This window comes from Duganella hordei (genome assembly GCF_040369125.1).
In the GTDB taxonomy this organism is placed as follows: Bacteria; Pseudomonadota; Gammaproteobacteria; order Burkholderiales; family Burkholderiaceae_D; genus Rugamonas; species Rugamonas hordei.
Window position 1 is genome coordinate 83,764 of record NZ_BPWI01000007.1, and the last position, 23,737, is coordinate 107,500.

24 protein-coding genes and 1 tRNA gene are annotated in these 23,737 nt (G+C 63.4%); 9 read left to right on the forward strand and 16 right to left on the reverse strand.

Features of this window, described 5'->3' with window-relative positions; genetic code table 11:
• Positions 1 to 82: 82 nt before the first annotated feature.
• Complete coding sequence (locus ABWW33_RS17605) at positions 83 to 1,456, reverse strand: hypothetical protein (protein WP_353403026.1); 1,374 nt, start codon at positions 1,454 to 1,456, stop codon at positions 83 to 85.
• Positions 1,457 to 1,618: 162 nt separating this feature from the next.
• Between ABWW33_RS17605 and earP the strand changes: the two genes are divergently transcribed.
• From earP to ABWW33_RS17625, 4 genes are all read left to right on the forward strand, one after another.
• Entirely contained in the window at positions 1,619 to 2,770 is a 1,152-nt protein-coding gene (gene earP, locus ABWW33_RS17610; RefSeq protein ID WP_353403027.1) for an elongation factor P maturation arginine rhamnosyltransferase EarP, read from the forward strand.
• A 132-nt stretch (positions 2,771 to 2,902) separates the two neighbouring features.
• Positions 2,903 to 3,478: an elongation factor P gene (locus ABWW33_RS17615; RefSeq protein ID WP_176651652.1), complete on the forward strand. Its 576-nt coding sequence runs from the start codon at positions 2,903 to 2,905 to the stop codon at positions 3,476 to 3,478.
• Between the two features lie 183 nt (positions 3,479 to 3,661).
• The gene (locus tag ABWW33_RS17620) at positions 3,662 to 5,266 is read left to right on the forward strand and encodes an amidase (protein WP_353403028.1); all 1,605 of its coding nucleotides are present in this window, start codon (positions 3,662 to 3,664) and stop codon (positions 5,264 to 5,266) included.
• 110 nt (positions 5,267 to 5,376) lie between these two features.
• The gene (locus tag ABWW33_RS17625; protein WP_353403029.1) at positions 5,377 to 6,393 is read left to right on the forward strand and encodes an alpha/beta fold hydrolase; all 1,017 of its coding nucleotides are present in this window, start codon (positions 5,377 to 5,379) and stop codon (positions 6,391 to 6,393) included.
• Here the strand turns inward: ABWW33_RS17625 and ABWW33_RS17630 are convergent.
• The 8 genes from ABWW33_RS17630 to msrB all read right to left on the reverse strand — a co-directional run bounded on the left by ABWW33_RS17630 (position 6,386) and on the right by msrB (position 13,175).
• Entirely contained in the window at positions 6,386 to 7,135 is a 750-nt protein-coding gene (locus ABWW33_RS17630; protein ID WP_176651650.1) for an ABC transporter ATP-binding protein, read from the reverse strand. The two genes, ABWW33_RS17625 and ABWW33_RS17630, sit on opposite strands and share 8 nt — an antisense overlap.
• Positions 7,125 to 7,883 (reverse strand): ABC transporter permease, encoded by a 759-nt coding sequence (locus ABWW33_RS17635; RefSeq protein WP_353403030.1) that lies wholly within the window; start codon positions 7,881 to 7,883, stop codon positions 7,125 to 7,127. The genes ABWW33_RS17630 and ABWW33_RS17635 overlap by 11 nt, the downstream gene beginning before the upstream one ends.
• Positions 7,871 to 8,344: a cupredoxin domain-containing protein gene (locus tag ABWW33_RS17640; RefSeq protein WP_353403031.1), complete on the reverse strand. Its 474-nt coding sequence runs from the start codon at positions 8,342 to 8,344 to the stop codon at positions 7,871 to 7,873. Before ABWW33_RS17640 ends, ABWW33_RS17635 begins: the two co-directional genes overlap by 13 nt.
• Positions 8,341 to 8,928: an SCO family protein gene (locus ABWW33_RS17645; protein WP_353403032.1), complete on the reverse strand. Its 588-nt coding sequence runs from the start codon at positions 8,926 to 8,928 to the stop codon at positions 8,341 to 8,343. Before ABWW33_RS17645 ends, ABWW33_RS17640 begins: the two co-directional genes overlap by 4 nt.
• On the reverse strand, positions 8,925 to 9,974 hold the full coding sequence (locus ABWW33_RS17650) for an ABC transporter substrate-binding protein (RefSeq protein WP_353403033.1): 1,050 nt from the start codon (positions 9,972 to 9,974) through the stop codon (positions 8,925 to 8,927). The genes ABWW33_RS17645 and ABWW33_RS17650 overlap by 4 nt, the downstream gene beginning before the upstream one ends.
• Before the next feature lie 75 nt (positions 9,975 to 10,049).
• On the reverse strand, positions 10,050 to 10,763 hold the full coding sequence (gene msrA, locus ABWW33_RS17655) for a peptide-methionine (S)-S-oxide reductase MsrA (protein ID WP_353403034.1): 714 nt from the start codon (positions 10,761 to 10,763) through the stop codon (positions 10,050 to 10,052).
• A gap of 12 nt (positions 10,764 to 10,775) precedes the next feature.
• On the reverse strand, positions 10,776 to 12,668 hold the full coding sequence (locus tag ABWW33_RS17660) for a cytochrome c biogenesis protein DipZ (RefSeq protein ID WP_353403035.1): 1,893 nt from the start codon (positions 12,666 to 12,668) through the stop codon (positions 10,776 to 10,778).
• 12 nt (positions 12,669 to 12,680) lie between these two features.
• The gene (gene msrB / locus ABWW33_RS17665; protein WP_353403036.1) at positions 12,681 to 13,175 is read right to left on the reverse strand and encodes a peptide-methionine (R)-S-oxide reductase MsrB; all 495 of its coding nucleotides are present in this window, start codon (positions 13,173 to 13,175) and stop codon (positions 12,681 to 12,683) included.
• A gap of 149 nt (positions 13,176 to 13,324) precedes the next feature.
• Between msrB and ABWW33_RS17670 the strand changes: the two genes are divergently transcribed.
• Together ABWW33_RS17670 and ABWW33_RS17675 are read left to right on the forward strand one after the other, a co-directional pair.
• Positions 13,325 to 14,038, forward strand: coding sequence for a response regulator transcription factor (locus ABWW33_RS17670; protein WP_176651643.1), 714 nt, complete (start codon positions 13,325 to 13,327; stop codon positions 14,036 to 14,038).
• Positions 14,035 to 15,555: a sensor histidine kinase gene (locus tag ABWW33_RS17675; protein WP_353403037.1), complete on the forward strand. Its 1,521-nt coding sequence runs from the start codon at positions 14,035 to 14,037 to the stop codon at positions 15,553 to 15,555. Before ABWW33_RS17670 ends, ABWW33_RS17675 begins: the two co-directional genes overlap by 4 nt.
• Positions 15,556 to 15,585: 30 nt before the next feature.
• Here ABWW33_RS17675 and dbpA read toward each other — a convergent pair whose 3' ends face one another.
• The 5 genes from dbpA to ABWW33_RS17700 all read right to left on the reverse strand — a co-directional run bounded on the left by dbpA (position 15,586) and on the right by ABWW33_RS17700 (position 19,700).
• Positions 15,586 to 16,995: an ATP-dependent RNA helicase DbpA gene (gene dbpA, locus ABWW33_RS17680; RefSeq protein WP_353403038.1), complete on the reverse strand. Its 1,410-nt coding sequence runs from the start codon at positions 16,993 to 16,995 to the stop codon at positions 15,586 to 15,588.
• An 80-nt stretch (positions 16,996 to 17,075) separates the two neighbouring features.
• On the reverse strand, positions 17,076 to 17,300 hold the full coding sequence (locus ABWW33_RS17685) for a hypothetical protein (protein WP_176651640.1): 225 nt from the start codon (positions 17,298 to 17,300) through the stop codon (positions 17,076 to 17,078).
• 102 nt (positions 17,301 to 17,402) lie between these two features.
• A complete protein-coding gene (locus ABWW33_RS17690; RefSeq protein ID WP_353403039.1) occupies positions 17,403 to 19,064 on the reverse strand; it encodes an acid phosphatase in 1,662 nt (553 codons plus the stop codon).
• Positions 19,065 to 19,125: 61 nt separating this feature from the next.
• Positions 19,126 to 19,473 (reverse strand): endoribonuclease MazF, encoded by a 348-nt coding sequence (gene mazF / locus ABWW33_RS17695; RefSeq protein ID WP_353403040.1) that lies wholly within the window; start codon positions 19,471 to 19,473, stop codon positions 19,126 to 19,128.
• Entirely contained in the window at positions 19,467 to 19,700 is a 234-nt protein-coding gene (locus tag ABWW33_RS17700; RefSeq protein ID WP_353403041.1) for an AbrB/MazE/SpoVT family DNA-binding domain-containing protein, read from the reverse strand. Before ABWW33_RS17700 ends, mazF begins: the two co-directional genes overlap by 7 nt.
• Before the next feature lie 312 nt (positions 19,701 to 20,012).
• Between ABWW33_RS17700 and ABWW33_RS17705 the strand changes: the two genes are divergently transcribed.
• The 3 genes from ABWW33_RS17705 to ABWW33_RS17715 all read left to right on the forward strand — a co-directional run bounded on the left by ABWW33_RS17705 (position 20,013) and on the right by ABWW33_RS17715 (position 22,033).
• Positions 20,013 to 20,372, forward strand: coding sequence for a virulence factor (locus tag ABWW33_RS17705; RefSeq protein WP_353403042.1), 360 nt, complete (start codon positions 20,013 to 20,015; stop codon positions 20,370 to 20,372).
• Positions 20,373 to 20,563: 191 nt separating this feature from the next.
• The gene (locus tag ABWW33_RS17710; RefSeq protein ID WP_353403043.1) at positions 20,564 to 20,863 is read left to right on the forward strand and encodes a hypothetical protein; all 300 of its coding nucleotides are present in this window, start codon (positions 20,564 to 20,566) and stop codon (positions 20,861 to 20,863) included.
• A gap of 30 nt (positions 20,864 to 20,893) precedes the next feature.
• On the forward strand, positions 20,894 to 22,033 hold the full coding sequence (locus ABWW33_RS17715; RefSeq protein WP_353403044.1) for a hypothetical protein: 1,140 nt from the start codon (positions 20,894 to 20,896) through the stop codon (positions 22,031 to 22,033).
• A 24-nt stretch (positions 22,034 to 22,057) separates the two neighbouring features.
• On the opposite strand, the gene ABWW33_RS17720 is transcribed toward ABWW33_RS17715, so the two are convergent.
• Positions 22,058 to 23,581: a tyrosine-type recombinase/integrase gene (locus ABWW33_RS17720; protein ID WP_353403045.1), complete on the reverse strand. Its 1,524-nt coding sequence runs from the start codon at positions 23,579 to 23,581 to the stop codon at positions 22,058 to 22,060.
• A gap of 77 nt (positions 23,582 to 23,658) precedes the next feature.
• Positions 23,659 to 23,735 (reverse strand) — tRNA-Met (locus tag ABWW33_RS17725).
• Positions 23,736 to 23,737: the final 2 nt, after the last annotated feature.

The following is a 23,737-nucleotide window of genomic DNA, read 5'->3' on the forward strand; positions in this document are numbered from 1 at the left end:
GTGCAACGCCCTCCGCGGCCGCAGCCGTCGGAGGGCAGGGGTGGCGCCCTGTGCGCCACCTCGTCATCATCCCGGGCCGGGCTTAGTGCAGCGTTTGCGGGCCGCCATACTGGGCTGTGTTGCCGGCGTTGGCCAGTTGGGTCTGCTGTGCCAGCTGTGCCAGTTGCGCCTGCTGCTGCGCATAGGCCGCCGTCACCGGATCGACGCCGAACGGCAGCATGCCGCCCAGTTGGCCGGCGATGCCGCCGATGGTGTTGCCCAGGCCGGCGTTACCGAACGCGCCGCCGATCGCGCCACCCAGCGGCTGGGCCACGCTCTTGATGATGTTGCCGAACCAGCCCTGCGGCGCCAGGCCTTGCAGTTGCGCCTGTTGCTGGGCGTACGCCTGCGTGACCGGATCGGCACCGAACGGCAGCAACGGCGGGACGATGCCGCTGTTGCCGATGCCGGGGCTGCCGATGGTCGGCGTGGGACTGAAGATCGGCGGGCTGATCACGCCGCCGTAAGGACGCTGCTGGTGCAGCAGGTTGCTGAAGAAGCCTTGCGGCGCCAGCGCCTGCTGCAGTTGAGCCTGTTGAGCTTGTTGAGCGTAGGCCTGCGCCACCGGGTCGGCGGAGAACGGCAGCATGCCGCCGAGCTGGCCGGCGATGCCGCCGATGGTGTTGCCCAGGCCGGCGTTACCGAACGCGCCGCCGATGGCGCCGCCCAGCGGTTGGGCCACGCTCTTGATGATGTTGCCGAACCAGCCCTGCGGAGCCAGTTGTGCCTGTTGAAGTTGTTGTAGTTGCTGCAGTTGAGCTTGTTGAGCGTAAGCCTGTGCCACCGGGTCGGCGGAGAACGGCAGCATGCCGCCCAGTTGGCCGGCGATGCCGCCGATGGTGTTGCCCAGGCCGGCGTTACCGAACGCGCCGCCGATGGCGCCACCCAGCGGTTGGGCCACGCTCTTGATGATGTTGCCGAACCAGCCCTGCGGTGCCAGGCCTTGTAGTTGCTGAAGTTGTTGTAGTTGAGCTTGTTGAGCGTAGGCCTGTGCCACCGGGTCGGCGGAGAACGGCAGCATGCCGCCAAGCTGGCCGGCAATGCCGCCGATGGTGTTGCCCAGGCCGGCGTTACCGAACGCGCCGCCGATGGCGCCGCCCAGCGGTTGGGCCACGCTCTTGATGATGTTGCCGAACCAGCCCTGCGGGGCCAGTTGCGCTTGCTGCAGCTGCTGTTGTTGCTGCGCTTGTTGTGCATAGGCTGCCGTCACGGGATCCACGCCCAGCGGCAGGAAAGAACCACCGATGCCGCCGGCCGCCTGGCCGATCTGGCTGCCCAGATTGGCATTGCCGAACAGGCCGCCGATGCCGCGGCCGATCAGGCCTCCCAGCGGCGCGCCCAGCAGGCCGCCCAGGAAACCCTGCGGCGCCAGGCCGCCCAGTTGCTGTTGTCCGTAGTATTGTTGATACTCGTTCATGACATCTCCTTTTGTTTGTGGTGTTGGCCAGCGCCGCCATGGCGTGTGCGCCCGCGCTGGAAGAATTTGGACCGGGAGGCGGGAGGATTAGTTTTGGTATTCTTGGTGGCTCCCATGCCTTAATCAGGTATCATCCGGCCTCACCATCAACACAGCGTTCCCATGACTTTCCGCCGCCTCGATCTGTTCTGCCGCGTCGTCGACAATTACGGCGACATCGGCATTTGCTGGCGCCTGGCCCGCCAACTGCAACGTGAGCACGGCCTCGCCGTCACGCTGTGGGTGGACGACCTGGCCAGCTTCCGCCGCATCTGTCCGGCGGTCGATGCCCATGCGGACAGGCAGCAGGTGGACGGCGTCCAGGTGCGCCACTGGCGCGATCAGGACGGCGTGTTCAGCCCGGCCGACGTGGCCGACATCGTCATCGAGTTCTTTGCGGTCGACATCCCGCCCGGCTATATCGAAGCGATGGCGCTGTGCGAGCCGCGCCCGGTGTGGTTCAACCTCGAAGGGCTGACGGCGGAAGAGTGGGTCGAGGGCTGCCACCGCCTGACGTCGCCGCATCCGCGCCTGCCGCTGACCAAGCATTTCTTCTTCCCGGGCTTCACCGAAAAAACCGGCGGCCTGCTGCGCGAGGCGGAACTCGAGGCCGAGCGCCTGCGCTTCCAGTCCGATCCGGCCGCCATGGCCGCCTCGCTGGCGCGCTTTGGCGTCGCGCCGGCCGAACTGGGGTCGACCAAGGTGTCGCTGTTCTGCTATCCGCACGCGCCGGTGTCGGCGCTGCTGGACGTGTGGCGCGACGGCGCCGAAGCCATCACCTGCCTGGTGCCGGAGGGCGTCGCGGCCGAAGCGGTGCAAGCCTTCCTCGGCGCCGACCCGGTGGCCGGCGCCAGCGCCACGCACGGCGCGCTGACCTTGCGCGTGCTGCCGTTCGTGCCGCAGCCGGACTACGACCGCCTGCTGTGGGCCTGCGACCTGAACTTCGTGCGCGGCGAGGATTCCTTCGTGCGCGCGCAGTGGGCCGGCAAGCCCTTCGTCTGGCACATCTATCCGCAGGACGAGGACCTGCACCACAAGAAGCTGCGCGCCTTCCTGCAGCGCTACGCCGGCGGGCTGGAGGCGCTGGCCGAATTTTCGCTGCGCTGGAACGGCGCGCCGGCGGCGGGGGAGCCGGCCGGCTGGTCCGCGCTGTGGCGGGACTTCCGCGCGCAGATGCCGCAAATGGCCGCGCACGCCGCCGCGTGGGAACGGCAAATGCTGGCGCACGGCGATCTGGCCGGCAACCTGATGCAATTTGCCGCCACGCTGAGATAGGCGCAGCGGGAAAAGCACGGTATAATGCCGGGTTAATCTCTAGCGCATTTTTACCCGATCAACCGTGAGCTGATGGCTTCCCGCCTGGCGACAGATGATTTTTACGCAACCTACTTTTTACGTACACTCTCTATGAAACCTGCAAAAGAAATTCGTGTTGGCAACATCATCATGGTTGACAGCAAGCCTATGATCGTTCTGCGTTCCGATGTGAACGGTTCGAGCCGCACGGGCTTCACGTACAAATGGAAGATGAAGAATCTTCTGACCAACACCCCGATGGAAAACGTCTTCCGCGGCGACGACAAGTTCGACGTGGTCGTGCTGGACAAGAAGCCGGTGACCTACTCGTACTTCGCCGATCCGCTGTACGTGTTCATGGACTCCGACTACGAACAGTATGAAATCGAAGAAGAAAACCTGGGCGACGCCCTGAGCTACCTGAAAGACGGCATGGAATGCGAAGCCGTGTTCTATGACGGCAAGGCCATCTCGGTCGAACTGCCGACCACCATCCAGCGCCAGGTCGTGTACTCGGAGCCTGCGGTCAAGGGCAACACTTCGGGCAACGTCCTGAAAGAAGCCAAGATCGAAAACGCCATCGAATCCAAGCAGCACACCGTTCAAGTGCCGCTGTTCGTGAGCCAGGACGACGTCATCGAAATCGACACCCGCACCAACGAATACAAGCGTATCGTTCGTAACTGATCGCTTTTCCTTGCAAAAAAAGCACGCTCGCGCAAGCCGGCGTGCTTTTTTTATTGGAAATAGGTAATTATTTGCCGATTTGTAATAATTTTTGTGGTGTAGGTTGCAACACGCTGATATATTTATGGCACGCAATAAATTGCGACTATTGGTGATCAGAGACTAACCACTCACGAGGATGGCATGGATCGCAGGGATTTCGTTCGAATCGGCTTGGCGGCGGGTGCGGCGGCCGGCGGCAATCGGGTGCTGGCGGCGCCGGGCACGAGTGCCAAGCTGGGCACCGGCGGCATCCTCGACGCCGGCGTGTGGGAACAGCAGCAGATGATGGAGGCCGGCAAGCTGACCTCGCACGCGCTGACCTCGCAATACCTGGCCCGCATCAAGACCATCGACAAGTCCGGCCCCCGCCTCAACGCCATCATTGAAATCAATCCCGAAGCGCTGAAGATCGCGCTGGAGATGGACCGCGAGCGCAACCTCAAGCGCGTGCGCGGCCCCCTGCACGGCATCCCGGTACTGCTGAAAGACAACATCGCCACCGGCGACCGCATGAGCACCACCGCCGGCTCGCTGGCGCTGAACGGCGTGCGCGCCGCGCGCGACGCCCACGTGGCCGCGCAGTTGCGCGCGGCCGGCGCCGTCATCATCGGCAAGACCAACCTGAGCGAGTGGGCCAATATGCGCTCGACGCACTCGGTCAGCGGCTGGAGCGGTCGCGGCGGGCTGACGCTCAATCCCTATTCGCTGGACCGCAACTGCAGCGGCTCCAGCTCCGGCTCGGGCGCGGCGATCGCCGCCGGCCTGGCCACGCTGGCGGTCGGCACCGAGACCGACGGCTCGATCGTCTCGCCGGCCTCGATCTGCGGCCTGGTCGGCATCAAGCCGACCCTGGGGCTGGTCAGCCGCAGCGGCATCATCCCGATCGCGCATTCGCAGGACACGGCCGGCCCGATGGCGCGCAGCGTGGCCGACGCCGCGCTGATGCTGGCGGCGATGACGGGCGTGGACCCGAGGGACCCGGTCACGCAGGAAGGCGCCGGCAAGGCCGGCGACTACCGCGCCGCGTTGCGCACCGGCGCGCTGCAAGGCAAACGCATCGGCGTGGCCCGCAATTTCTTCGGCAGCAACGACGAGCTGGACGCGGTGATCGAGAAGGCGCTGCAGGAACTGAAGGCGCAGGGCGCGGTGCTGGTCGATACCGAGGTGCCCAACACCAGCAAATACGGCGACAGCGAAACCGAAGTGCTGCTGTACGAATTCAAGGCCGACCTGGCCGCCTACCTGAAGGAATACGCGCCGGACGCGCCGGTGGCCAGCATGGCCGACGTGATCGCCTTCAACCAGAGAAACCACCAGAAGGAATTGCCGTTCTTCGGCCAGGAATACCTGGAGCGTTCGGAGGCGAAAGGCGACCTGGACACGCCGGCCTACCGCGAGGCGCTGGCCAACAACCATCGCTATGCGCGCGCCGAGGGACTGGACCAGGTCATGAAGGAGCACCGGCTCGACGCGCTGGTGGCGCCCACCGGCGGCCCGGCGTGGCTGACCGACTTCATCAACGGCGACCATTTCGGCGGCAGCTTCTCGTCGCCGGCGGCGGTGGCCGGCTACCCGCACATCACGGTGCCGGCCGGCTATGTGCATGGCTTGCCGGTCGGCTTGTCGTTCGTCGGCGCCGCCTACAGCGAGGCCGCGCTGATCGGCATGGCCTACTCGTACGAGCAGGCCACGAAACACCGCCGCGCACCGCAATTCCCCGCCAGCGTCTCGCTCGCCGTCCGCTAAAAACTGGGGGGCAAGTCTGCATTCGTACGCGAACTCAACTGTAGTAAAGTTGCCAAGCTTGAGCCCCGTGTCCGAATGACAGACTGCCCCAATTTTTAAGGATAATCTGAATGACTAAAGCTTTGTTCCGTGTTGCACTGCTGGCGCTTGCCGCCGGTGCGGTTTCCCCGGTATTGGCGGCATCGGCCGCGAAGGGCGATGGCGGTCGCGCCTTCGCCAAACCGCGGCAGTTGATCGATGTCGGCGGCCGCAAGATGAATTTGCATTGCAGCGGCGAGGGCGCCACTACAGTGTTGTTCGACTCGCCGTCCGGTGATGCTGGATGGGCGTGGTTCAAGGTGCAGCCGGAAGTGGCGAAGCACGCGCGCGCTTGCGTGTTCGATCGCGCCGGCTTCGGCTTCAGTGATCCGGCCACGCGTCCGAACACTTCCGAAAACGTGGTCGAGGATTTGCACAAGCTGCTGGACGGCGCCGGCGTCAAGCCGCCTTATGTCCTGGTCGGCAATTCGCTCGGCGGCGCCAATGTGCAGGTCTACGCTTACCGTTACCCGGACGAGGTCAAGGGCCTGGTGCTGGTCGAAGCGCAGCATGAAGACGAAACCAGCCGCCTCGACAAAGCCACCGATGGTAAGATCAAGCAGATCTACGGCATGGTCGAGCAGCAGAACCAGTACTGCCTGGCTGCTGCCAGCAAAGGCAAGGGCATCGCGGCGGGCAGCCAGCAGCAAAAGAACTGCATCGGCGATCCGTCGACCTTCTTCGGCCCTGCGCTTGGTCCGGTGGTGCTGGCGCAGGAGCGCAAGCCACTCTACTGGCGCACCACGGTGGCGGAATGGAATGCGATGAAGGATAGCGACGAACAATTGCGCGCCTTGCGCCGCCCGCTCGGCGACCTGCCGTTGGTGGTGCTGACGCGCGGCGTCAGTCCGTATGCGGTGCCGAACCAGCCGCAAAGCGCGCTGAATAAAGCGATGGAAGACGAGAACGTCGCGATCCAGAAGGAGATGGCCGCGCTGTCCACGCGTGGCACGCAGCACATCGTGGCCGGCGCCGGCCACGGTATTCAGGCCGACAAGCCCGAAGCCGTGATCGAGGCGGTGCTGGAAGTGCTCAAGCAGGTCAAATAGTCACACCCAGCTCGCGCAGGATCTGCTCCTTCATTTCCTGGAACTCGGGGCGGGACAGCTTGCGCGGGTGCGGGTGCGGCACTTCGAACATCGCCTGTATCTTCGTCGGACGCGGCGACAGCACCAGGATGCGGTCCGCCATGAACAGCGCTTCTTCCACGTCGTGCGTGATCAGTATCACCGTGTGGCGTTCCTCTGAAAGGATGCGCAGCAGCTCGGTGCGCATCTTCAGGTTCATCAACGCATCCAGCGCGGAGAACGGCTCGTCCATGTACAGGATCTCCGGCTTGACGACGAACGCCCGCGCCAGCTCCACCCGTTTCAGCATGCCGCCCGACAGTTCGTGCGGGTAGCTGTTCTCGAAGCCCTTCAAGCCCACCATGGCCGCGTAGTGATCGGCCAGCGCCGCCTTGTCGCCGTGGCCGTCGCCGTTCAGGCCGAACATCAGGTTCTGCTGCACCGTCAGCCACGGGAACACCGAGCCATGCTGCGAGATCGAGATGCCCTTGGGGCTCGGGCCGCGCCGCACCGTGCCGTCGATGCGCACCTCGCCTTCGCTCGGCGGCTCGAAGCCGGCGATGATCTTCATCAGCGTCGACTTGCCGCAGCCGGACGGGCCGACGATGGCGACGAATTCGCCATCCTTCACGTCCAGGCTGACGCCGCCGACCACCGGCAGCTCCTTGAAGTTTTTCTTGATGTTGTCGACGACGATTTTAGCGTCCATAGTTTTAGCGTCCATAGCGCCACCTTACCGATTTGAGGCCTTCGAGTTTGCGCATCACCGCGTCCAGTATCAGGCCGATGATGCCGATGATGATCATGCCGGCGATGACCAGGTCGTAGCGGTTGCCGGCGTTGCGTGAATCCATGATCAGATAGCCCAGGCCGGAGCGCAGCGCGATCATCTCGGCCGCCACCACCACCAGCCAGGCCACGCCCAGCGAGATGCGCATGCCGACGATAATCTCCGGCAGCACCGCCGGGATGATCACCTGGCGGAACAGCACCGTCTTCGACACGCCGAAGTTCTCGGCCGCCCGCAGGTAGCGCCGTTCGATGGTGTGCACGCCGGCGGCCGTCTGCACGATCATCGGGAACACGGAGGCGATGAAGATCAGGAAGATCGGCGACAGGTTGCCGACACCGAACCAAAGGATCGCCAGCGGGATCCAGGCGATAGGCGAGATCGGGCGCAGGATCTGGAAGATCGGATTGAGCGTGATGTAGGCGCCGTCCACGCGCCCCATCCACAGGCCCATCGGAATGGCGACCAGCGCCGCCAGGCCGAAGCCGGTGCCGACGCGGAACAGCGACGCGCCGATGTGCTCCCACAGCGTGCCGTCTTCGGCCAGCTCCAGCGTGCCGGTCACCACTTGCAGCGGCGTCGGGAAGATCACGCTTTCGGTCTGTACCACGACCACCCACCAGAGGGCGATCAGCGCGACCAGCACCGCCAGCGGCGGCAGGATTTTTTTCAGTTTTTCCATAACGTCCAGTTCATGTTGAGGGAATGTGCCGCCCGCAGCGCGCGCCACTTCAGGCGCGGCCAGCCGGCGGCCGGCATGGCGTCCACCACCACGCGCATTTGGCCGCTGGCGTGCGCGGTGCAGGCGAAGTCGTTGATGGAGACGGTTTCGAACGGCAGCCGGAAACTCTGCCCCGGCATGATCAGCACCGGTCCGAAGATCTGTGGCACGCTGTCCTTGTTGCGCAGCAGGAGCACGTCGTTGGCGCCCTGCGTCAGATGGATTTCGGACGGCAGGATCTCCACCTTGTCGCCGGCCATGCGGCGCGCCCAGGTGCCATTGGGGATTTCAAACAGTTCGTCGCGCGAGGGCAGGACGAGCGGCGCCAGCGCGGCCCAGATGCACAGCGCTGCAGCAGCAGCCAGCAGCAAGGCGGCGCCGGCCAGCGGCCAGCGATAGCGGCGGCGCGGCGGCGTACTCAATTCTTCAGCAGCAGTGTAGTGTCATGCACCACGTCGGCGGCGGTGCGGCCGAACGGCAGCAGCGCGCGCAGGTTGCCCTTGCGATCGACGAAGTACAGATACGAGGAATGGCCGACGACGTAATCGGTCTTGCTCCCCTCGATCATCTTTTTGGTGGCGGTGATGCCGTAGTCCCGGCGCACACGCTCCATCTGCTGTGGCGTGCCGGTGGCGCCGATGAAGGTCGGGTCGAAGGCGCGCAGGTAGTTCTTCATGCGTTCGGGCGTATCGCGCTCCGGGTCGACCGTCACATAGATCACCTGCAGCTGGGCGGCCTGCTCACCGAGCTGCTTGCGCGCGTCGGCCAGCATCGCCAGCGATACCGGGCACACATCGACGCAGGAGGTGTAGCCGAATTCCAGCAGCACCAGCTTGCCGCGGTATTGGCTCAGTTTCAGCTCCTTGCCGTCCGAGCCGCGCACGGTGAAGTCGGGCGCCATGCGCGGCGGATCGAATACGCCGGCTTTCAGTCCCAGCGTGTCGGCGGCATGGGCGCTCAGCGAGGTCGCCGCCATCGCCATCAGCAGCACGAGAGTCTTGATCATATGTTGATGGCCACCGGTTTGATGGCCTTGACGAAGCTCTCGTCCACATAGGATTCGTAGGGAATAGGGTGCTTGATGGTGCCGGCTTCGATCGACAGCTGCATCAACTCGTCGAATTCGGCGCGTATCATGCGCAGGTCGCCGTAGGTCACGCGGTCGGTCGGGTTCTGCATCACGAAGCGCAGCACATTTGGATCCTGGTTGAAGTACTTGCGGCCGGCGGCGATCGTGACCGCCTTTTCGCGGCTGGCCGGCCCGGAATCGAGCCAGTTGCCGGACGCCTGCACGAAGTTGACCAGCTCCTGCACCAGCGGGCGGTTTTCCTTGATCAGCTCTTCACGCACGGTCAGCACGCAGCAGATGTAGTTGCGCCATTCGTCGCGCGTCATCGCCAGCGGCCGCGCATAGCCGGCGCGCTGCGCCGCTGCGCCGAACGGCTCGCCGGTGCAGTAGCCGTCGACCGCCTTGGCGTACAGCGCGGCCGGCATGTCCGGCGGCGCCATCTCGACGATCTCGATATCCTTGGGCGTCATTTTTTCGCGCGCCAGCATTTTGCGCAGGAACAGGAAGTCCACCGCGAAGCGGCTTGGAATGGCGATGCGCTTGCCGCGCAGGTCGGCGAATTTCTTGTAGGCGGAATCGGTGCGCACCATGATGACGGCGCCCGAACGGTGGCCCAGCGAGACGATCTTGACGGGGATGCGCTTGTCGGCCAGGTCCATCACCAGCGGCGCCAGCATGTAGGCGGCCTGGATGCGGCCCGTCATCAGCGATTCCTTGATCTCGGGCCAGCCGTTGTACTTGCTGTACTCGAAACCGCGCGGCAGCGCGCCCGGCTTGCCGGCGGCGGCGGCCTTCGCCATGCAGGCCACCGGCAGCGTCAGATTGCAGGTGACGGGCAGGCCGCCGACCTGGATCGGTGCATCGGCCGCGCGGGCGCTGGACGGCAGGATCAGCGGCAGCGCCGGCACGGCGGCCGACAGCAGGCCGCCCAGCAGTTGGCGCCGCAGTGGCGAATCGGGAGAAGAGTGGTCTTGGTTATCCATAGCGCTCAGCCGTGTGTAATACCGCAGTGTAATACATTATGTAATTGTACTACACCGGCTGAGGGTGTTTCAGGCTTAAAGTGCTTTTCTGACCAGTACGGGGTCGGCGCGATACACATCCGGCGCGATCCGCTTCAGGTTCTCGACTTTCGGCAGGTCGTTGAAGGCGATGTACGGATGGCTGGGATGCAGCGTCAGGAAGTTCTGGTGATAGGTTTCGGCCGGATAGAATTTCTTATCCAGTTCGATCCTGGTCGCCAGCGGCTTCTTGAACACGTGCGACGCATCGAGCTGCACGATGTACTTTTCCGCCACGCTGCGCTGGACCGGCGACTGCGGGAAGATCGCCGAGCGGTACTGGGTGCCTGTGTCGGGCCCCTGGCGGTTCAGCTCCGTCGGATTGTGCGCCACCGAGAAGAAGATCTGCAGCAGCTTGCCATAGCTGATCTGCGTTGGATCGTAGGTGATCTTCACGGTTTCCGCGTGGCCGGTGTCGCCGCCGCTGACGGCGTCGTAGTTGGCGGTGCGGCTGTCGCCGCCGGCATAGCCGGAGACCGCGTTGCCGACGCCTTTGACGTGCTGGAACACGCCTTGCACGCCCCAGAAGCAGCCGCCGGCGAAGATGGCGGTGGCCGAGTGTTCGGTGGTTGCCGGCTCATCGACCGCCGGCGGCGCGATGACGACGGCGATTTCCGCCGATTCCGCCGGCTGTTGCCATAACGCGACACCGAAGATGCTGGCGCCCACCAGTACCAGCGGACCGCCCCAGTTTTTCAAGATGCTGTTCATATGTACTCCGTTTCAACCAAAGGTGAAGGCGTAGGCTTGTACGCCGGGATCGAGGAATTCAATGCTGAAGGTGCGGTCGGCGACGCTGCCGGACTGGCGCACCAGCTGGTACAGGCGCTGGCCGGTGATGGTGCCGGTGCCGTCTGCGGCGACGTCGGTGCCGTGATCCTTGCCCGGCGCGGCGCCGTCGACGGTCACGCGGAAGCGCACCGGTTTGCCATCCTTGCCGGGACCGAGCACCAGGTGCAGATCGCGGGCGTGGAAGCGGTAGACGATGCTGCCCCTGGCGTCGTTCAGCGTGACCTGGTCCGGCTGCGACAGCCAGTTGCCGGCCAGGCCCCACTGGTTCAGCGCCGGCTTGGCTGGCGCCGTGTACAGGCGGGTTTTGTCGGCGGCCTGTTTTTCAGCCGAGGCGAAGTTTTGTGCGCGCTCGTATCCCAGGTAGGTTTCCGGCGAAGCGACCTGGCTCATGTCGGCCGCCTGCTGGACGCCTTTCGCATCCTCCGCGCTGACGACGGTGTTGGTGACGTCCTTGCGGCCTGCCTCTTCCAGCAACTGCTGGATCACCTGTTCCGACTGGGCGTATTCGCCTTCGCCGAAATGGTGGTGGCGGATCTGGCCTTTGGCGTCGATGAAGTAGTGGGCAGGCCAGTACTGGTTGCCGAACGCGCGCCAGATGGCGTAGTTGTTGTCGACGGCGACCGGGTAGGTGATGCCGAGATCCTTGATCGCCTTGCGCACGTTGCCGAGGTCGCGCTCGAAGGCGAATTCGGGAGCGTGCACGCCGATCACCACCAGGCCCTGGTCGCGGTATTTCTCCGCCCAGGCCTTCACGTAGGGCATGGTGCGCAGGCAGTTGATGCACGAGTAGGTCCAGAAGTCGACCAGCACGACCTTGCCTTTGAGCTGGGCGGCGGTCAGCGGCGGGGAGTTCAGCCAGTCGACGGCGCCGGTCAGCTGCGGCAGCGTGCCTTCAACTTTGAGCGCGTCGGCATCGGCCGCCGCGCCGTGCATCGCCATCATGGCCGGGCCCTTGCCGGTCATCGCCGTGCGCGACATCATGGCGCCACCGCTCATCATGGCGCCACCTTCAGGCTCCGCGCTGCGCGACATCATCGCCGCGCCTTGGCTGGCGGCTTGCTGCTGCTCGTGCGGCGACAGCACATCGATCAGCTTCTGCTCCAGGCCCGCCGTCGCCACCGTCGACACCTTGGTCAGCAGGCCGGTATCCAGTCCGGTGGCGATCGCCGCCACGCCGCCCAGCATGGCCACGCCCAAGCCACGGCGTACCCATTCGCCGGCGCCCAGCGAGCGCTTCATCGCGCCGAAGACCTTGCCGCCGACGAGCAGCGCCAACGCCAGCGAAGTCGCCGCGCCGGCCGCGTAGGCCAACAGCAGCAGCGTGGTACCCACGCTGGCGCCGTTCAATGCCGCGCCGGTCAGCACCAGGCCAAGCACCGGACCCGCGCAAGGCGCCCACAGCAAACCGGTCGCTATGCCGAGCAGGAACGAGGCGCGTACGCCGGACCAGGCGCCAACCACCGCGTCGCCGGACGCCGGAGCATTCGCCTGCTGCGCCTTGCTGGACAGCTTGTCGCCCAGCGCCACCAGCGGCTTGGTCAAGCGGTCCGCCAGGTGCGGGAGCATCAGTGTCACACCGAAGAAGGCCATCAGCGCCATCGCCAGCCAGCGGCCGTACTGATTGGCCTGCACCACCCAGCCGCCGCCGACGGCGGCCAGCGTCGCCACCAGCGCGAAGGTCAGCGCCATGCCTGCCAACATCGGCAAGCCGCTGCGTACAAAAGGTTGTCCGGTGCGGGCAAATACAAACGGCAGCACCGGCAGGATGCACGGGCTGAGTATCGTCAGCGCGCCGCCCAGGTAGGAAAGAAGGATCAGTAGCATGGCATCCTCCGGTCAAGCCGCGCCGGGCGTGAAGCTCAGCGCCAGGCCGTCGATGCAATAACGCAGGCCGGTCGGCTCCGGGCCGTCGTCGAACACGTCGCCGAGGTGGCTGCCGCAGCGGCGGCACTGCACCTCGACGCCGCGGAAGCCCAGCGACGTGGTGCGGGCGGTGTAGACGCCGCGCTCCAGCGGCTTCCAGAAACTCGGCCAGCCGGTGCCACTGTCGAATTTCGCGGCGGACGAGAACAGCGGGTTCTGGCAGCCGGCGCAGAAGAATTTGCCGGCGCGATGTTCCTTGTACAGCGGACTGCTGAACGGACGCTCGGTGCCGCCGCGGCGCAGGATGTCATACTGGGCCGGGGTGAGGCGGGCGCGCCATTCGGCGTCGCTCAGGTTCACTTCCCAGGCAGGGGCCGGCGCGGCCTGCACCGCGCGCCATTTTAAAGCTGCGGCGCCTGCCATCAGGGCGGCACCGCTAGTCAGGAGAAATTTGCGTCTGGAAGTCATGAGAAGCTCCAAAGTTGGAATGTCGATGCAGCCATTGTTGTCCAGAAGGGCTGGCGAAATCCTCACGTAAACTTCAATTAATTGTGATACTTTCCAGGCCAGAAATCCCGCACAATGGCGCATCCCGACTTTTTCCGGCTCGACTGACCATGGATTTACCAAAACGCGTCCTGATCGTAGAAGATGATATGCCTATCGCCGATCTGCTGCGCCTGCATCTGCAAGACGAGGGCTATCAGGTCACCCATTGCGCCGACGGCAACCAGGGGCTGGCCCAGCTGCGCAACGGCGGCTGGGACGCGCTGATCCTCGACCTGATGCTGCCAGGTGTCGACGGCCTGGAAATCTGCCGCCAGGCGCGCGCCATGAAGACCTACACGCCGATCATCATCACCAGCGCCCGTTCCAGCGAGGTGCACCGCATCCTCGGGCTGGAGCTGGGCGCCGACGACTACCTGGCCAAGCCGTTTTCGGTGCTGGAGCTGGTTGCGCGCGTCAAGGCGCTGCTGCGCCGGGCCGACGCCATGGCCAAAAACCAGCGCAACGAGGGCGGGGCGCTGGAGCTCAACGGCGTGCGCCTCGATCCGGTGACGCGCCAGGCCGCCGTCGAAGGCCGGCCGCTGGACCTGACGCCGCGCGAATTCGACCTGCTGTACTTCTTCGTCAAGCATCCGGAAAAGGTGTTTTCCCGGCTCGACCTGTTGAACCAGGTGTGGGGCTACCAGCATGACGGCTATGAGCACACGGTCAACACCCATATCAACCGCCTGCGCGCCAAGATAGAAGCCGATCCGGCCGAGCCGAGCCGCATCCTGACGGTGTGGGGCAAGGGCTACCGTTTCGCCACAGGCGGCGCGGCATGAAGTCCGGATTTTCGCTGACACTGTCGCAGCGGCTGTCGCTGGTGTTCGCGGTGCTGCTGCTGGCTTGCTGCGGCGCGTCCGCGTGGCTGCAGATCCGCGCCAATATCATGCATGAGAAGGAAGTGGTGCAAGGCCTGTCGCGCGGCCTGGCGCGCAGCATCGCGCTCGAAGCGCAACTGATGAACGCCGACAGCGATGCCGCAGCTTCCCCTGCGCCAGCGCCTGGCGCACCCGCCAGCGAAGGTCTCGGGCCCGAGGCCGTGCGCCGCCTGTTCGGCCAGCTGATGGTGGTCAATCCGAATGTCGAAGTCTACCTGCTCGACATGGAAGGCATGGTCGTCGGCCATGCCGCGCCGGCCGGCCACTTGCGGCGCAATCGCGTCGATCTCGAACCGATCCGTCGCTTCCTCGACAAGCAACCGTTGCCGATACAGGGCGACGACCCGCGCAGCGAGAACGGCCGCAAGGTGTTCAGCGCCGCTGTGCTGCGCATGGGCGAGCGCAAGGTAGGCTACATCTACGTGGTGCTGCAAAGTGAGGAGCACGACCGCTTGGCGGCGCGCGCCGCCGCCAGTTCGGTGCTGCGCACCACGCTGTGGTCGATGGCGATCGTGGCCCTGCTTGGCCTGCTGGCCGGTTTGGTCGCCTTCCGCCTGATCACGCGGCCCTTGCACCGCCTGGCCGCGACCATGCAGCAGCTGGATACCAAGGCCGAGCAGCTGGTGCTGCCGCCGCCCGTCAGCGGCGGCCGGCGCGACGAGATCGCGATCCTGGAGCGCTCCTTCGGCGAGATGGCGGACCGCATCAACGAACAGTGGCAGACGGTGCGCCAGCTCGATCACGACCGCCGCGAAATCGTGGCCAATATCTCGCACGACCTGCGCACGCCGCTGGGTTCCCTGCACGGCTACCTGGAGACGCTATCGCTGAAGGACGACACGCTCGATGCGGCGGGGCGCCAGCGCTATCTCGGCATCGCGCTGGCGCAGAGCCGCAAGGTCGGGCGGCTGGCGCAGGCGCTGTTTGAACTGGCGCGGCTGGAGCATGGCTCGGTCGAACCCGAGATCGAAGCGTTTTCGCTCAGCGACCTGATACAGGATGTATTCCAGAAGTTTGAATTGCAGGCCGAGGAGCGCAAGGTGCGCCTGATGGCGACGCTGCCGCATCCGGCGCCGATGGTGCAGGCCGACCTGGGCATGATAGAGCGCGTGCTGACCAATTTGCTGGACAACGCGCTGCGGCATACGCCGGCCGGCGGCGAGGTGGAAATCGTCGTCGAACCGGCGCGTGATGGCAAGGTGCAGGTGACCGTCGGCGATACCGGGCCGGGCATCCCGGAGGCGATGCAGGAAGTGCTGTTCCGCCGCCCGTTCGCCTTGCGCGGCGAACGCAGGGAAGGCGGCTTGGGCCTGCTGATCGTCAGCCGGGTGCTGCAGCTTCACGGCAGCAAGATCGAGCTGCTCAGCGAACCCCAGCGCGGCGCCGTGTTCCGCTTTGCATTGGACGCGCAGGGCTAGCCGCGCGCCAGCATACAGCTCACATACAGCTTACGCGTCGATGAAGCGCATCTTGAAGTTGCGGCCCTTGATCGCGCCGAAGTCCCTGCCCAGCGGGTTGTTCTTGCTCAGGCGGTCGAACGCCTCGTAAGCGACGCGGCGGTCGATCGCCACATAGGTCTGGAATTCGAACACGTTGATCTTGCCCACTTGTTCCTTGGACAGGCCCGCGTCGCCGGTCAGTGCGCCCAGCAGGTCGCCCGGACGCAGCTTGTCCTTCTTGCCGCCCGAGATCACCAGCGTCATCATCGGCGCCGGATCGACGCCGTAGTCGTTTTCGTCCAGGCTGTCCAGGTCGAACCACTGCACCGGCGAGCCCTGGTATTCCTCGATCAGCTTGACCCACTTCTTCTCGTTCGGCGCGCACAGCGACAGCGCCAAACCTTTTTCATTGCCACGGCCGGTGCGGCCGACGCGGTGGATGTGGACTTCGGTATCCTTCGATACATCGACGTTGATCACCGCTTCCAGGTTCTGGATGTCCAGGCCGCGCGCGGCGACGTCGGTGGCCACCAGCACGGAACAGCTTCGGTTGGCGAACAGCACCAGGATCTCGTCGCGCTCACGCTGTTCCAGTTCGCCGTACAGCGCCAGCGCGGAGAAGCCTTTCGACTGCAGCTCCTCGACCAGTTCGCGGCACTGCACCTTGGTGTTGCAGAAGGCGATCGCCGACACCGGCTTGTAGTGGCCCAGCAGGCGGCTGACGGCGGTGTTGCGCTGGTCGAAGCCAATCTCGAAGAACAGCTGTTCGATCTGGCTGTTGTCGTGCTGCGCTTCGACCGTCACTTCGACCGGATCGACCAGGAAGGAATCGGTGGCGCGACGGATGTCGTCCGGGTAGGTGGCCGAGAACAGCAGCGTTTGACGGCGTTTCGGGCAGGCGCTGACGATGCCCGCGATTTCGTCGTAGAAGCCCATGTCGGTCATGCGGTCGGCTTCGTCGAGCACCAGCGTTTCGACTTTCGACAGGTCCAGCGTGGCGCGGCCCAGGTGGTCGCGCACGCGGCCCGGGGTGCCGACAACGATGTGGGCGCCGTGTTCCAGCGAGGCGATCTGCGGGCGCATCGGCGAGCCGCCGGTCAGCACCAGCACCTTGACGTTGCCGGTGGCGCGGGCCAGGCGGCGCAGCTCATTGGCCACCTGGTCGGCCAGTTCGCGGGTCGGGCACAGCACCAGCGCCTGCACCGCGAACCATGCCGGATTCAGCTTGGCCAGGATGCCGATGCCGAAGGCGGCGGTCTTGCCGCTGCCGGTCTTGGCCTGGGCGATCAGGTCGCGGCCTTCCAGCACCGACGGCAGGCTTTGCGCCTGGATGGTCGTCATCTCCTTGTAGCCGAGCGAGTCGAGGTTGTCGAGGAGGGCGGGGGCCAGCGGCAGGCTGGAAAATGCAGTCGATGTCATGGTGTCGGACCTGTTCAAAAGGACGTAAGCACAGTCTAACAGGCTCCGTGCCGGCCCTGACGCTGTGAGGTGATTCGGATTTAGTTCGGAGCCCAGACCGGCAGGCCGGTCAGGTCGAGGGAGTCGTCGCGCACCCAGACCGGCAGGCCGGTGGTGTCGGTCGGCTCCAGCAGTTCGAGCTGCTCCTGCTTGAGCGTGGCGCGTTTGCCGCGCGGCGCCGGCGGGCGCTTTGCCTCCGGTTCGAGCGGCGCGGCGGGACCGAAGCCGGGCAGGTCGAACGTGGCGTTATCTTTTTTATCTCTCATCTGGAAAAAAACAAAAGCCCGGCTGCGGCAGTCGGGCTCAGTAAAATGTAATGCTTCAATGCGTGGGCGAAGTGTAACACAAAGCTTAAATCCAGCCCAAACTCAACGGAAGCTCAGCGTCCCCGTCAGGTCGCCCGGCGGCAGCGCATTGCGGGCGGCGAAGGCTTCGTTGCGCACCTTCAGGCCTTGCAGCAGCGGCAGGTCGTGCAGGCGCGTGATGAAGCGCAGGATCGACGTGGTGTCGTAGAAGCTGTGGTCGACGGCGCCTTTTTTCGCGTACGGCGAAATGACGATGGCCGGAATGCGCGAGCCCGGGCCCCAGCGGTCGCCTTTCGGCGGGGCCACGTGGTCCCACCAGCCGCCGTTTTCGTCGAAGGTGACGACGACTACCATGTCCTTCCACTGCGGCGATTTCTTCAGGTGCTCGATCACGTTGGCGATGTGGGCGTCGCCGGACTCCACGTCCGAATACCCGGCATGCAGGTTCAGGTTACCTTGCGGCTTGTAGAAGGTGACCGCCGGCAGCTTGCCGGCCAGCGCATCGGCGATGAATTTGTTCGAGATCGGGCTGTCGCCCAGGCCACCGTCGCGCAGGTGCTCGGCGCGGGCGGCGGTGCCCGGCGCGAACTGCTTGAAGTAATTGAACGGCTGGTGGTGATATTGGAAGTTGGGCTTCTCGCCGCCGCCGCGCGCGTCCAGCGCCGCCTGCCACGCGCCGCCGTACCACGCCCAGCTGACCTTTTTGGCCGACAGCAGGTCGCCGATGGTGTCGTAGGTTTGCGGCGGCAGCGTGCCGGCGTCGTGCGGATCGGCCAGCAGCGGGTCGCCGTCGAAGGCGGGGCGGATGTAGCTCGGCTGGTAGGGCGGCGCCATGGTGTTGACCGCGTAGCCGTCCGGCGTGATCGCGCCGTTGTTGACGTAATGCGGATGGCCGTCCATCGCGGAGGCCGGGCTGTCCTTGGCGACGGACAGGCGGTAGCCGGTCGGGCCGTCGTCCAGCACGGCGATCTTTTTCTTGGCGGCGGTGTCCTTGGCGTTGAAGTATTCCGGCGTGCGGCCGGAGACCAGGAACTGGTGGTTCAGGTAGGAGCCGCCGAAGGCCGCCATGAAGAAGTTATCGCACAGCGTGTACTGCTCGGCGATCTTCCACAGGCCGAGGTTCTTGCTGGTTTCGCCGTAGTAGCCCATGACCATGCCGCCGGTATTGCCCCAGGCGGCGAAGCCGTCGTTCTTGCCGCCGTTGATCTGCATCTGGTTCTGGTAGAACAGGTGCCACAGGTCGCGCGTGATGACGGCTTCCGGCAGCGGCTTGCCTTCGGCGTCGACCAGTTTGAACGGGCCGTTCGGCAGGTTCTTGATGTCGTCTTCCTTGAGCGCGTACTTCTTGCCGCCGATGTCCTGGGTATTGGGCACCATGCCGCCCCAGACCTTCGGCAGCGCCGGCAGCACCGAGCCGTCGAAGTCGCGCTGAAGGCAGGCGGCGGGCGGCACGGCCGACAGTGGCGCGGCGGTGCCGGGGAAGTTGGCGAACAGGTTGTTGAAGCTGCGGTTTTCCAGGTAGATCACGACCACGTTCTTGACGCTGGCCTTGAGCTTGGCGTCCAGCGAACCTTTGGCCGGCTGTTTGGCCGGCGCGGCGGTGGCCAGCGTGGGCAGGGAAGCGGCCATGCCGGTTGCGGCTGCGGCCTGGAAGATGCGTCGGCGTGAAGGGTTGGCGGGAACGTCCTGATCCTGCTGTTCTGCTACCTGAACTTGATCCTTCACAAACGCCTCCTAGGCTAACCAAAAAGGACAATTGTGACAGTTTTATGACAACTTGTGTACATCAAGAGAGGAGCAATTTGATACGATTGCTGACGTCATGCGCGCATTGCGCTGTGACCTCGGCGAACTTGCTGGCGTTGCGAGCACGCCAGTCAACGGACCGAACATGGTCGGCCAAAACAACGCCGGTCACATGATGATGGGGGGCGGCCACGGCGGGTACTTCGAATGGATAGCCTTTGGTCTGATTGGTGACGGGGCAGCAGATGGCCCGGCCGGCTGCCGCATTGTAGCTGGCGACCGAAAGTACCAAGGCTGGCCGGCGGCCTGCCTGTTCATGTCCTGCCTGGGGCGTAAAGTCCAGCCACACGACATCGCCGCGATCGGGGATGTAGGCCTTTGTCACCATGCTTCGTTCCCTGTGGCCTGATCCTCCAGCAAAGGGCTGTGGCGATTCTCGGGAGTTATCCGTGCGATCAGGTCTTCAAGGTTTTCGGCGGCAGGTTCGAGAAGCAGTCGCCCGGACTCTGTTTTTAAATCGAGCTTCTGGCCTATCTGAAGACCCGCTTCCTTCAATGCCGCGGCAGGAATCCGCAGCGCGGCGCTATTGCCCCATTTTTGAATTTCAACCAGCATTTCCGCCTCCGTCAAATGTTTCTACATTGTAGATACAGTCGGGCATAAATTTCGAGGCTGAAAAAGAAAAAAGCCGTTGATTCTTGAGAAGAATCAACGGCTTACCGAATCTGGTTGCGGGGACAGGATAAGTGCCCAGCCACACCAAAATTTACGCTAGTCCCCTATGAGAACGGGTGCATTGCCTCGCCGGTTGCGGGTTAAAAAGGTGTGCCATCGAGTGTATCACACAGGGAAATCGTCAATGAAGTTGGGCTCGACAAGCATCCTGCGGGATGCATGCTATACTTTGCGCCATAAATAGGAGGTCACATGGGCCAAATTGACATCGCGTTGCAAAATTTGTTACAGCAAGCATCGCTCCCACCATTACCGAAAGATGCAAAGAATATGTATGCAGTAGCATTTGATCTAGATACGCAGGCGCTGCAAGCTTCATATGGCAAGCCGTCTTTGCAAAATGCCTACGCGGAAATCAAAGCCGCGCTTGTTGCCAAAGGATTCACGTGGCAGCAAGGAAGTGTTTATTTTGGTGATGCGTCAATGACCGCCGTCAAGTGCGTATTAGCTGTGCAGTCGGTCAGCGCTGCGTTGCCATGGTTTAAGGCCTCTGTCAAAGACATCAGAATGCTTCGCATCGAGGAAATGAACGACTTGACCCCAGCTCTTTGAAGCTATCTGCCCCCCCCAAAAACCAGCCTCGTCGCTGGTTTTTTTATGCCTGAAAATTCTCTGCCTCACTTTGACTGAATTTTCTTTCCGTGAAATCTGGATGTAACGACTGCTGTTTGAGATAGTCACTACATCAAATGAAATCAGACGGGGGGCAAGCCATGGCTGGAAAACTAACAGGAACTGCATCGTTGAAGGTCACCCGCTGGGCGGCCGAAGACTGGGCATGGCTCGCTGAGGTGGCGAAGTCTGTCGGACTGTCGCGCTCCGATTTCGTGCGAAAGGCCGCCATGGCAGCAGCAACGGCCACAGCAAACGGCATGGCGCCGTATTTTGTCCAGGGCCCGTCGGGCACTAGACAAAATACGCGCACCAACCTTTTGGAACAAAAGTCATCGTCAGATGAGGTGCGTGCGAGTGGCGCCAAAGGCGTTGCGTCAGCAAAACGAGCTGCGACGAAAGCCCCGATTAGCCGAAACCCGAAGGGTTGAGGATCATCAGGGGATTGAGGAGGAGTGGACGTGCCAAGGCCGACTAAGCGAACGACGACCATCACGCAAGCGGACATCGTCCGTTTGCAGGATGTCGTCCGTTTGGCGCGGGAGGAATTGAAGATAGCAACGCCGCTCGCCAAGAATTCGCAGAGCGAATACGCACGGCGAGCGGCGTTGCTGTCGCGTGGTTGGGATATGGCAAAGGCGACGAAGAACGAGCGCTATGCGATGCGAGCGGCGGGAGTGTGGGAGTATCGGCGCCAGATCAAAGCGGCGCTTCGCGAGGCTGACAAGGCCACGCGAAGCCAAGTTTTTTTGGCGCCGGTGCGTCAGTTGATGTGGGCGGAAGAGGTCGAGAAGGCTGAGAAGCTAATCGCGGCGTTGGATGCGTTCCGCGCACTTCCGTGGACTGACTTCACACACGCGCGCAAACAGGAGGCCGACCACAAGAAGCAGGCTGCGACCGACGCGCAGCTTGAAGTATTCTTCGATGCTGTTGGCGCATCTGAGTTCCGCCAGGCCTTTTTGGTCACCGAGTTCAGCGGGTGTCGCGGCCAAGAGCTCGGGAACGGCGTGCGGATCGAGACGAAAAAAATCAACGGTGCGGCCGCTCTCTGCTTCTTCGTTGAATCGGTGAAAGCGGATGGCAAGAAGAAAGGATTGGACCTGCGCGAAGTCGTAAGCCGCTTTCCGAGAGATGCTGCGCCAGCGGTGCAAAGGCGCTGGTTAGAACTCGCGAACCAAGTCGCGGACAACCGCAGGCCATTGGTCGTGAAGGTCGATGCCACCGAGGGTCTGTCGGCGGGGCAGCGCTTCACCAAAATCTTCTGCTACTTCGCGAAAAAATCGAAGATCCCGATATCTGCTTACTCCATGCGACATCGCGTTTCAGCCCAGTCCAAGGCTGCGGGCGATTCCGAGAGCACAGCGGCCGTGCTGGGGCATCAAACCACCGAGACGCAACGCCATTACGGTCGGGCGAAGCGTGGCGGAGGGGCTGTGTCGCCAGTAGAGATTCGCGGAGTCAATCATTCCGGGGCACCTATTCGTGGAACAAAGCAGCGAACAGGGCCACCGAGCAGCTGCAAGGAGAGCGTGGCGTTGAAAGTGTGCACGCCTCACGCCGCGCACACAGCCTCGGCGTCGCGTCGCGGGCCAAGTCTATAAAACGATTAAAACGGTTTATACTGTTTAAAGCGGAACTCGCGGAGCGGCTTTTGGGGTTTCAGGCGCCGCATCTTTATCGGCGGCCCAGTTGTTGCGGTCTGCGATGAAAGCGGCGAAGCTCCCACTGTATCGCAACGTATGTAAGTCAATAGGCCATGCCAGCTTATCAACGATAGGTTTCAGGTCGGGCAAGTCGCGGACATAGCCCCAATGCACCGCGTGGCCACCGCCATCGTCGTGCCCAACGATCTTCATGACCTTGGCGGTATTGGAATCGTTGTTGTGCATCTGCGTGATGACGTTGACGCGAAACGAGTGGAAACTGGTCTGCGGCGCCTTGATGCCCCGCGCGCGCTGATGTGCGAGCATCGCGGCGGATAGCTCTTTTGAGTAGCTGTGGTTGATGAGCGTGCGATGCGGGAATAGGCGCTCTGCCCCTGCGGCGCGGCACTCTTCGACGTATTCCAAGAAGCCCAAGCGGATCAGCCCGTCTGAAATCGGGACGTTGCGAATGCCTCCGGGCGTCTTGCTCTTATAAACGTGGATGTAGTGCAAGCCGTTGTTGGGAGCTTGGCGGACATCAACACAGCGGATTTGAGTCGCTTCACCGATCCGCATACCGGTGTAGATGCCCAGCAGCGGCCCCCAGAACAGGTCCGGCGCGTCCATTGCGGCGCCGTAGGCCTTGGGCTCGAACAGGATAGCGAGTGCTTCCTCCGTAAAGGGCTGATATGACTTTGTCGCCTTTGTGCGCGACTTTTTCGTCTGTATGAACATCCCTTCGACCGGATTCGTTTCAAGGGCTGTGTGCAGGCCGTGGCCGATCATGTATTTGAAGAAGTCGTGAAGGGTGTTGAGCTTGTTGTCGATGGTCTTCGGGGTCTGTGGGATCGCGAGCAGAGCATCCTTGTATTCGACCAAAGTTTGCTTGCCAATGGCGTTGACTTCGATGTTGACGCTGGAATGGCGACCGGAGGCCTTGTTCTCCTCTAACCGTCGCAGTCCTTTGTTTTTGTTGAACTCGACTTTCTCATGCTCGGCGAGCCAGCGCTCGACCGACTCCACCAAGGGGAACGATAGCGCGAGGAAATCCTTGATGTGATAGACCTTCGTGTCCACGGTCCGTGCTCCGTTCTTTCCAGAGCAGTTGGCGAGCCATTTGTCTACGGCAGATGTCAGGGGCTCCGACTTGCCGGGCTGGACGCTGGCGGAGCGCAATGGGCGGTCGTCGCGGTCGATCATGCCGAGGCGGTCGATGGCCTCCATCATCCGTTTGTGGTCCGCTGCACCATCGGCCCTTAGCACGCCGTTTTTTAGATCGATTTCGTAGCGTCGTATGGCCTCGAGGTCGAAATTGAAATCGGATAGCTTGGGGTTGCTCATTGCTCGCTTTCGTTCTAAGTCCGCGTTTAGATGTAGGGCGATTATAGCTGCCGTGCTGGGGCACTTGGTCCGCAAACTGAAACGGCGGTCGGACTCGGCGGTTTTGATGCGGAAGTAGAAGACGCCGCAGCGATTGCGGAAGAGGCGAGGGGTCTTGATCTGCATGAGGTGGCTCACAAAGTGGCACACCGGAAAAAACAAAAGTCCTTGATTTCTGAAAGAAATCAAGGACTAGCGAATTCTGGTTGCGGGGACAGGATTTGAACCTGTGACCTTCGGGTTATGAGCCCGACGAGCTGCCAGACTGCTCCACCCCGCGTC

What these genes read in the sequence shown, in the direction of transcription:
- ABWW33_RS17625 (WP_353403029.1), top strand. Translation starts at nt 5,377, where the DNA reads ATGACTAAAGCTTTGTTCCGTGTTGCACTGCTGGCGCTTGCCGCCGGT.
- ABWW33_RS17635 (WP_353403030.1), bottom strand. Translation starts at nt 7,883, where the DNA reads ATGGAAAAACTGAAAAAAATCCTGCCGCCGCTGGCGGTGCTGGTCGCG.
- ABWW33_RS17670 (WP_176651643.1), top strand. Translation starts at nt 13,325, where the DNA reads ATGGATTTACCAAAACGCGTCCTGATCGTAGAAGATGATATGCCTATC.
- ABWW33_RS17615 (WP_176651652.1), top strand. Translation starts at nt 2,903, where the DNA reads ATGAAACCTGCAAAAGAAATTCGTGTTGGCAACATCATCATGGTTGAC.
- ABWW33_RS17705 (WP_353403042.1), top strand. Translation starts at nt 20,013, where the DNA reads ATGGGCCAAATTGACATCGCGTTGCAAAATTTGTTACAGCAAGCATCG.
- msrA (WP_353403034.1), bottom strand. Translation starts at nt 10,763, where the DNA reads ATGAACAGCATCTTGAAAAACTGGGGCGGTCCGCTGGTACTGGTGGGC.
- ABWW33_RS17675 (WP_353403037.1), top strand. Translation starts at nt 14,035, where the DNA reads ATGAAGTCCGGATTTTCGCTGACACTGTCGCAGCGGCTGTCGCTGGTG.
- earP (WP_353403027.1), top strand. Translation starts at nt 1,619, where the DNA reads ATGACTTTCCGCCGCCTCGATCTGTTCTGCCGCGTCGTCGACAATTAC.
- ABWW33_RS17620 (WP_353403028.1), top strand. Translation starts at nt 3,662, where the DNA reads ATGGATCGCAGGGATTTCGTTCGAATCGGCTTGGCGGCGGGTGCGGCG.
- dbpA (WP_353403038.1), bottom strand. Translation starts at nt 16,995, where the DNA reads ATGACATCGACTGCATTTTCCAGCCTGCCGCTGGCCCCCGCCCTCCTC.
- ABWW33_RS17645 (WP_353403032.1), bottom strand. Translation starts at nt 8,928, where the DNA reads ATGATCAAGACTCTCGTGCTGCTGATGGCGATGGCGGCGACCTCGCTG.
- ABWW33_RS17685 (WP_176651640.1), bottom strand. Translation starts at nt 17,300, where the DNA reads ATGAGAGATAAAAAAGATAACGCCACGTTCGACCTGCCCGGCTTCGGT.
- ABWW33_RS17605 (WP_353403026.1), bottom strand. Translation starts at nt 1,456, where the DNA reads ATGAACGAGTATCAACAATACTACGGACAACAGCAACTGGGCGGCCTG.
- ABWW33_RS17630 (WP_176651650.1), bottom strand. Translation starts at nt 7,135, where the DNA reads ATGGACGCTAAAACTATGGACGCTAAAATCGTCGTCGACAACATCAAG.
- msrB (WP_353403036.1), bottom strand. Translation starts at nt 13,175, where the DNA reads ATGACTTCCAGACGCAAATTTCTCCTGACTAGCGGTGCCGCCCTGATG.
- ABWW33_RS17720 (WP_353403045.1), bottom strand. Translation starts at nt 23,581, where the DNA reads ATGCAGATCAAGACCCCTCGCCTCTTCCGCAATCGCTGCGGCGTCTTC.
- ABWW33_RS17660 (WP_353403035.1), bottom strand. Translation starts at nt 12,668, where the DNA reads ATGCTACTGATCCTTCTTTCCTACCTGGGCGGCGCGCTGACGATACTC.
- mazF (WP_353403040.1), bottom strand. Translation starts at nt 19,473, where the DNA reads ATGGTGACAAAGGCCTACATCCCCGATCGCGGCGATGTCGTGTGGCTG.
- ABWW33_RS17650 (WP_353403033.1), bottom strand. Translation starts at nt 9,974, where the DNA reads ATGGATAACCAAGACCACTCTTCTCCCGATTCGCCACTGCGGCGCCAA.
- ABWW33_RS17700 (WP_353403041.1), bottom strand. Translation starts at nt 19,700, where the DNA reads ATGCTGGTTGAAATTCAAAAATGGGGCAATAGCGCCGCGCTGCGGATT.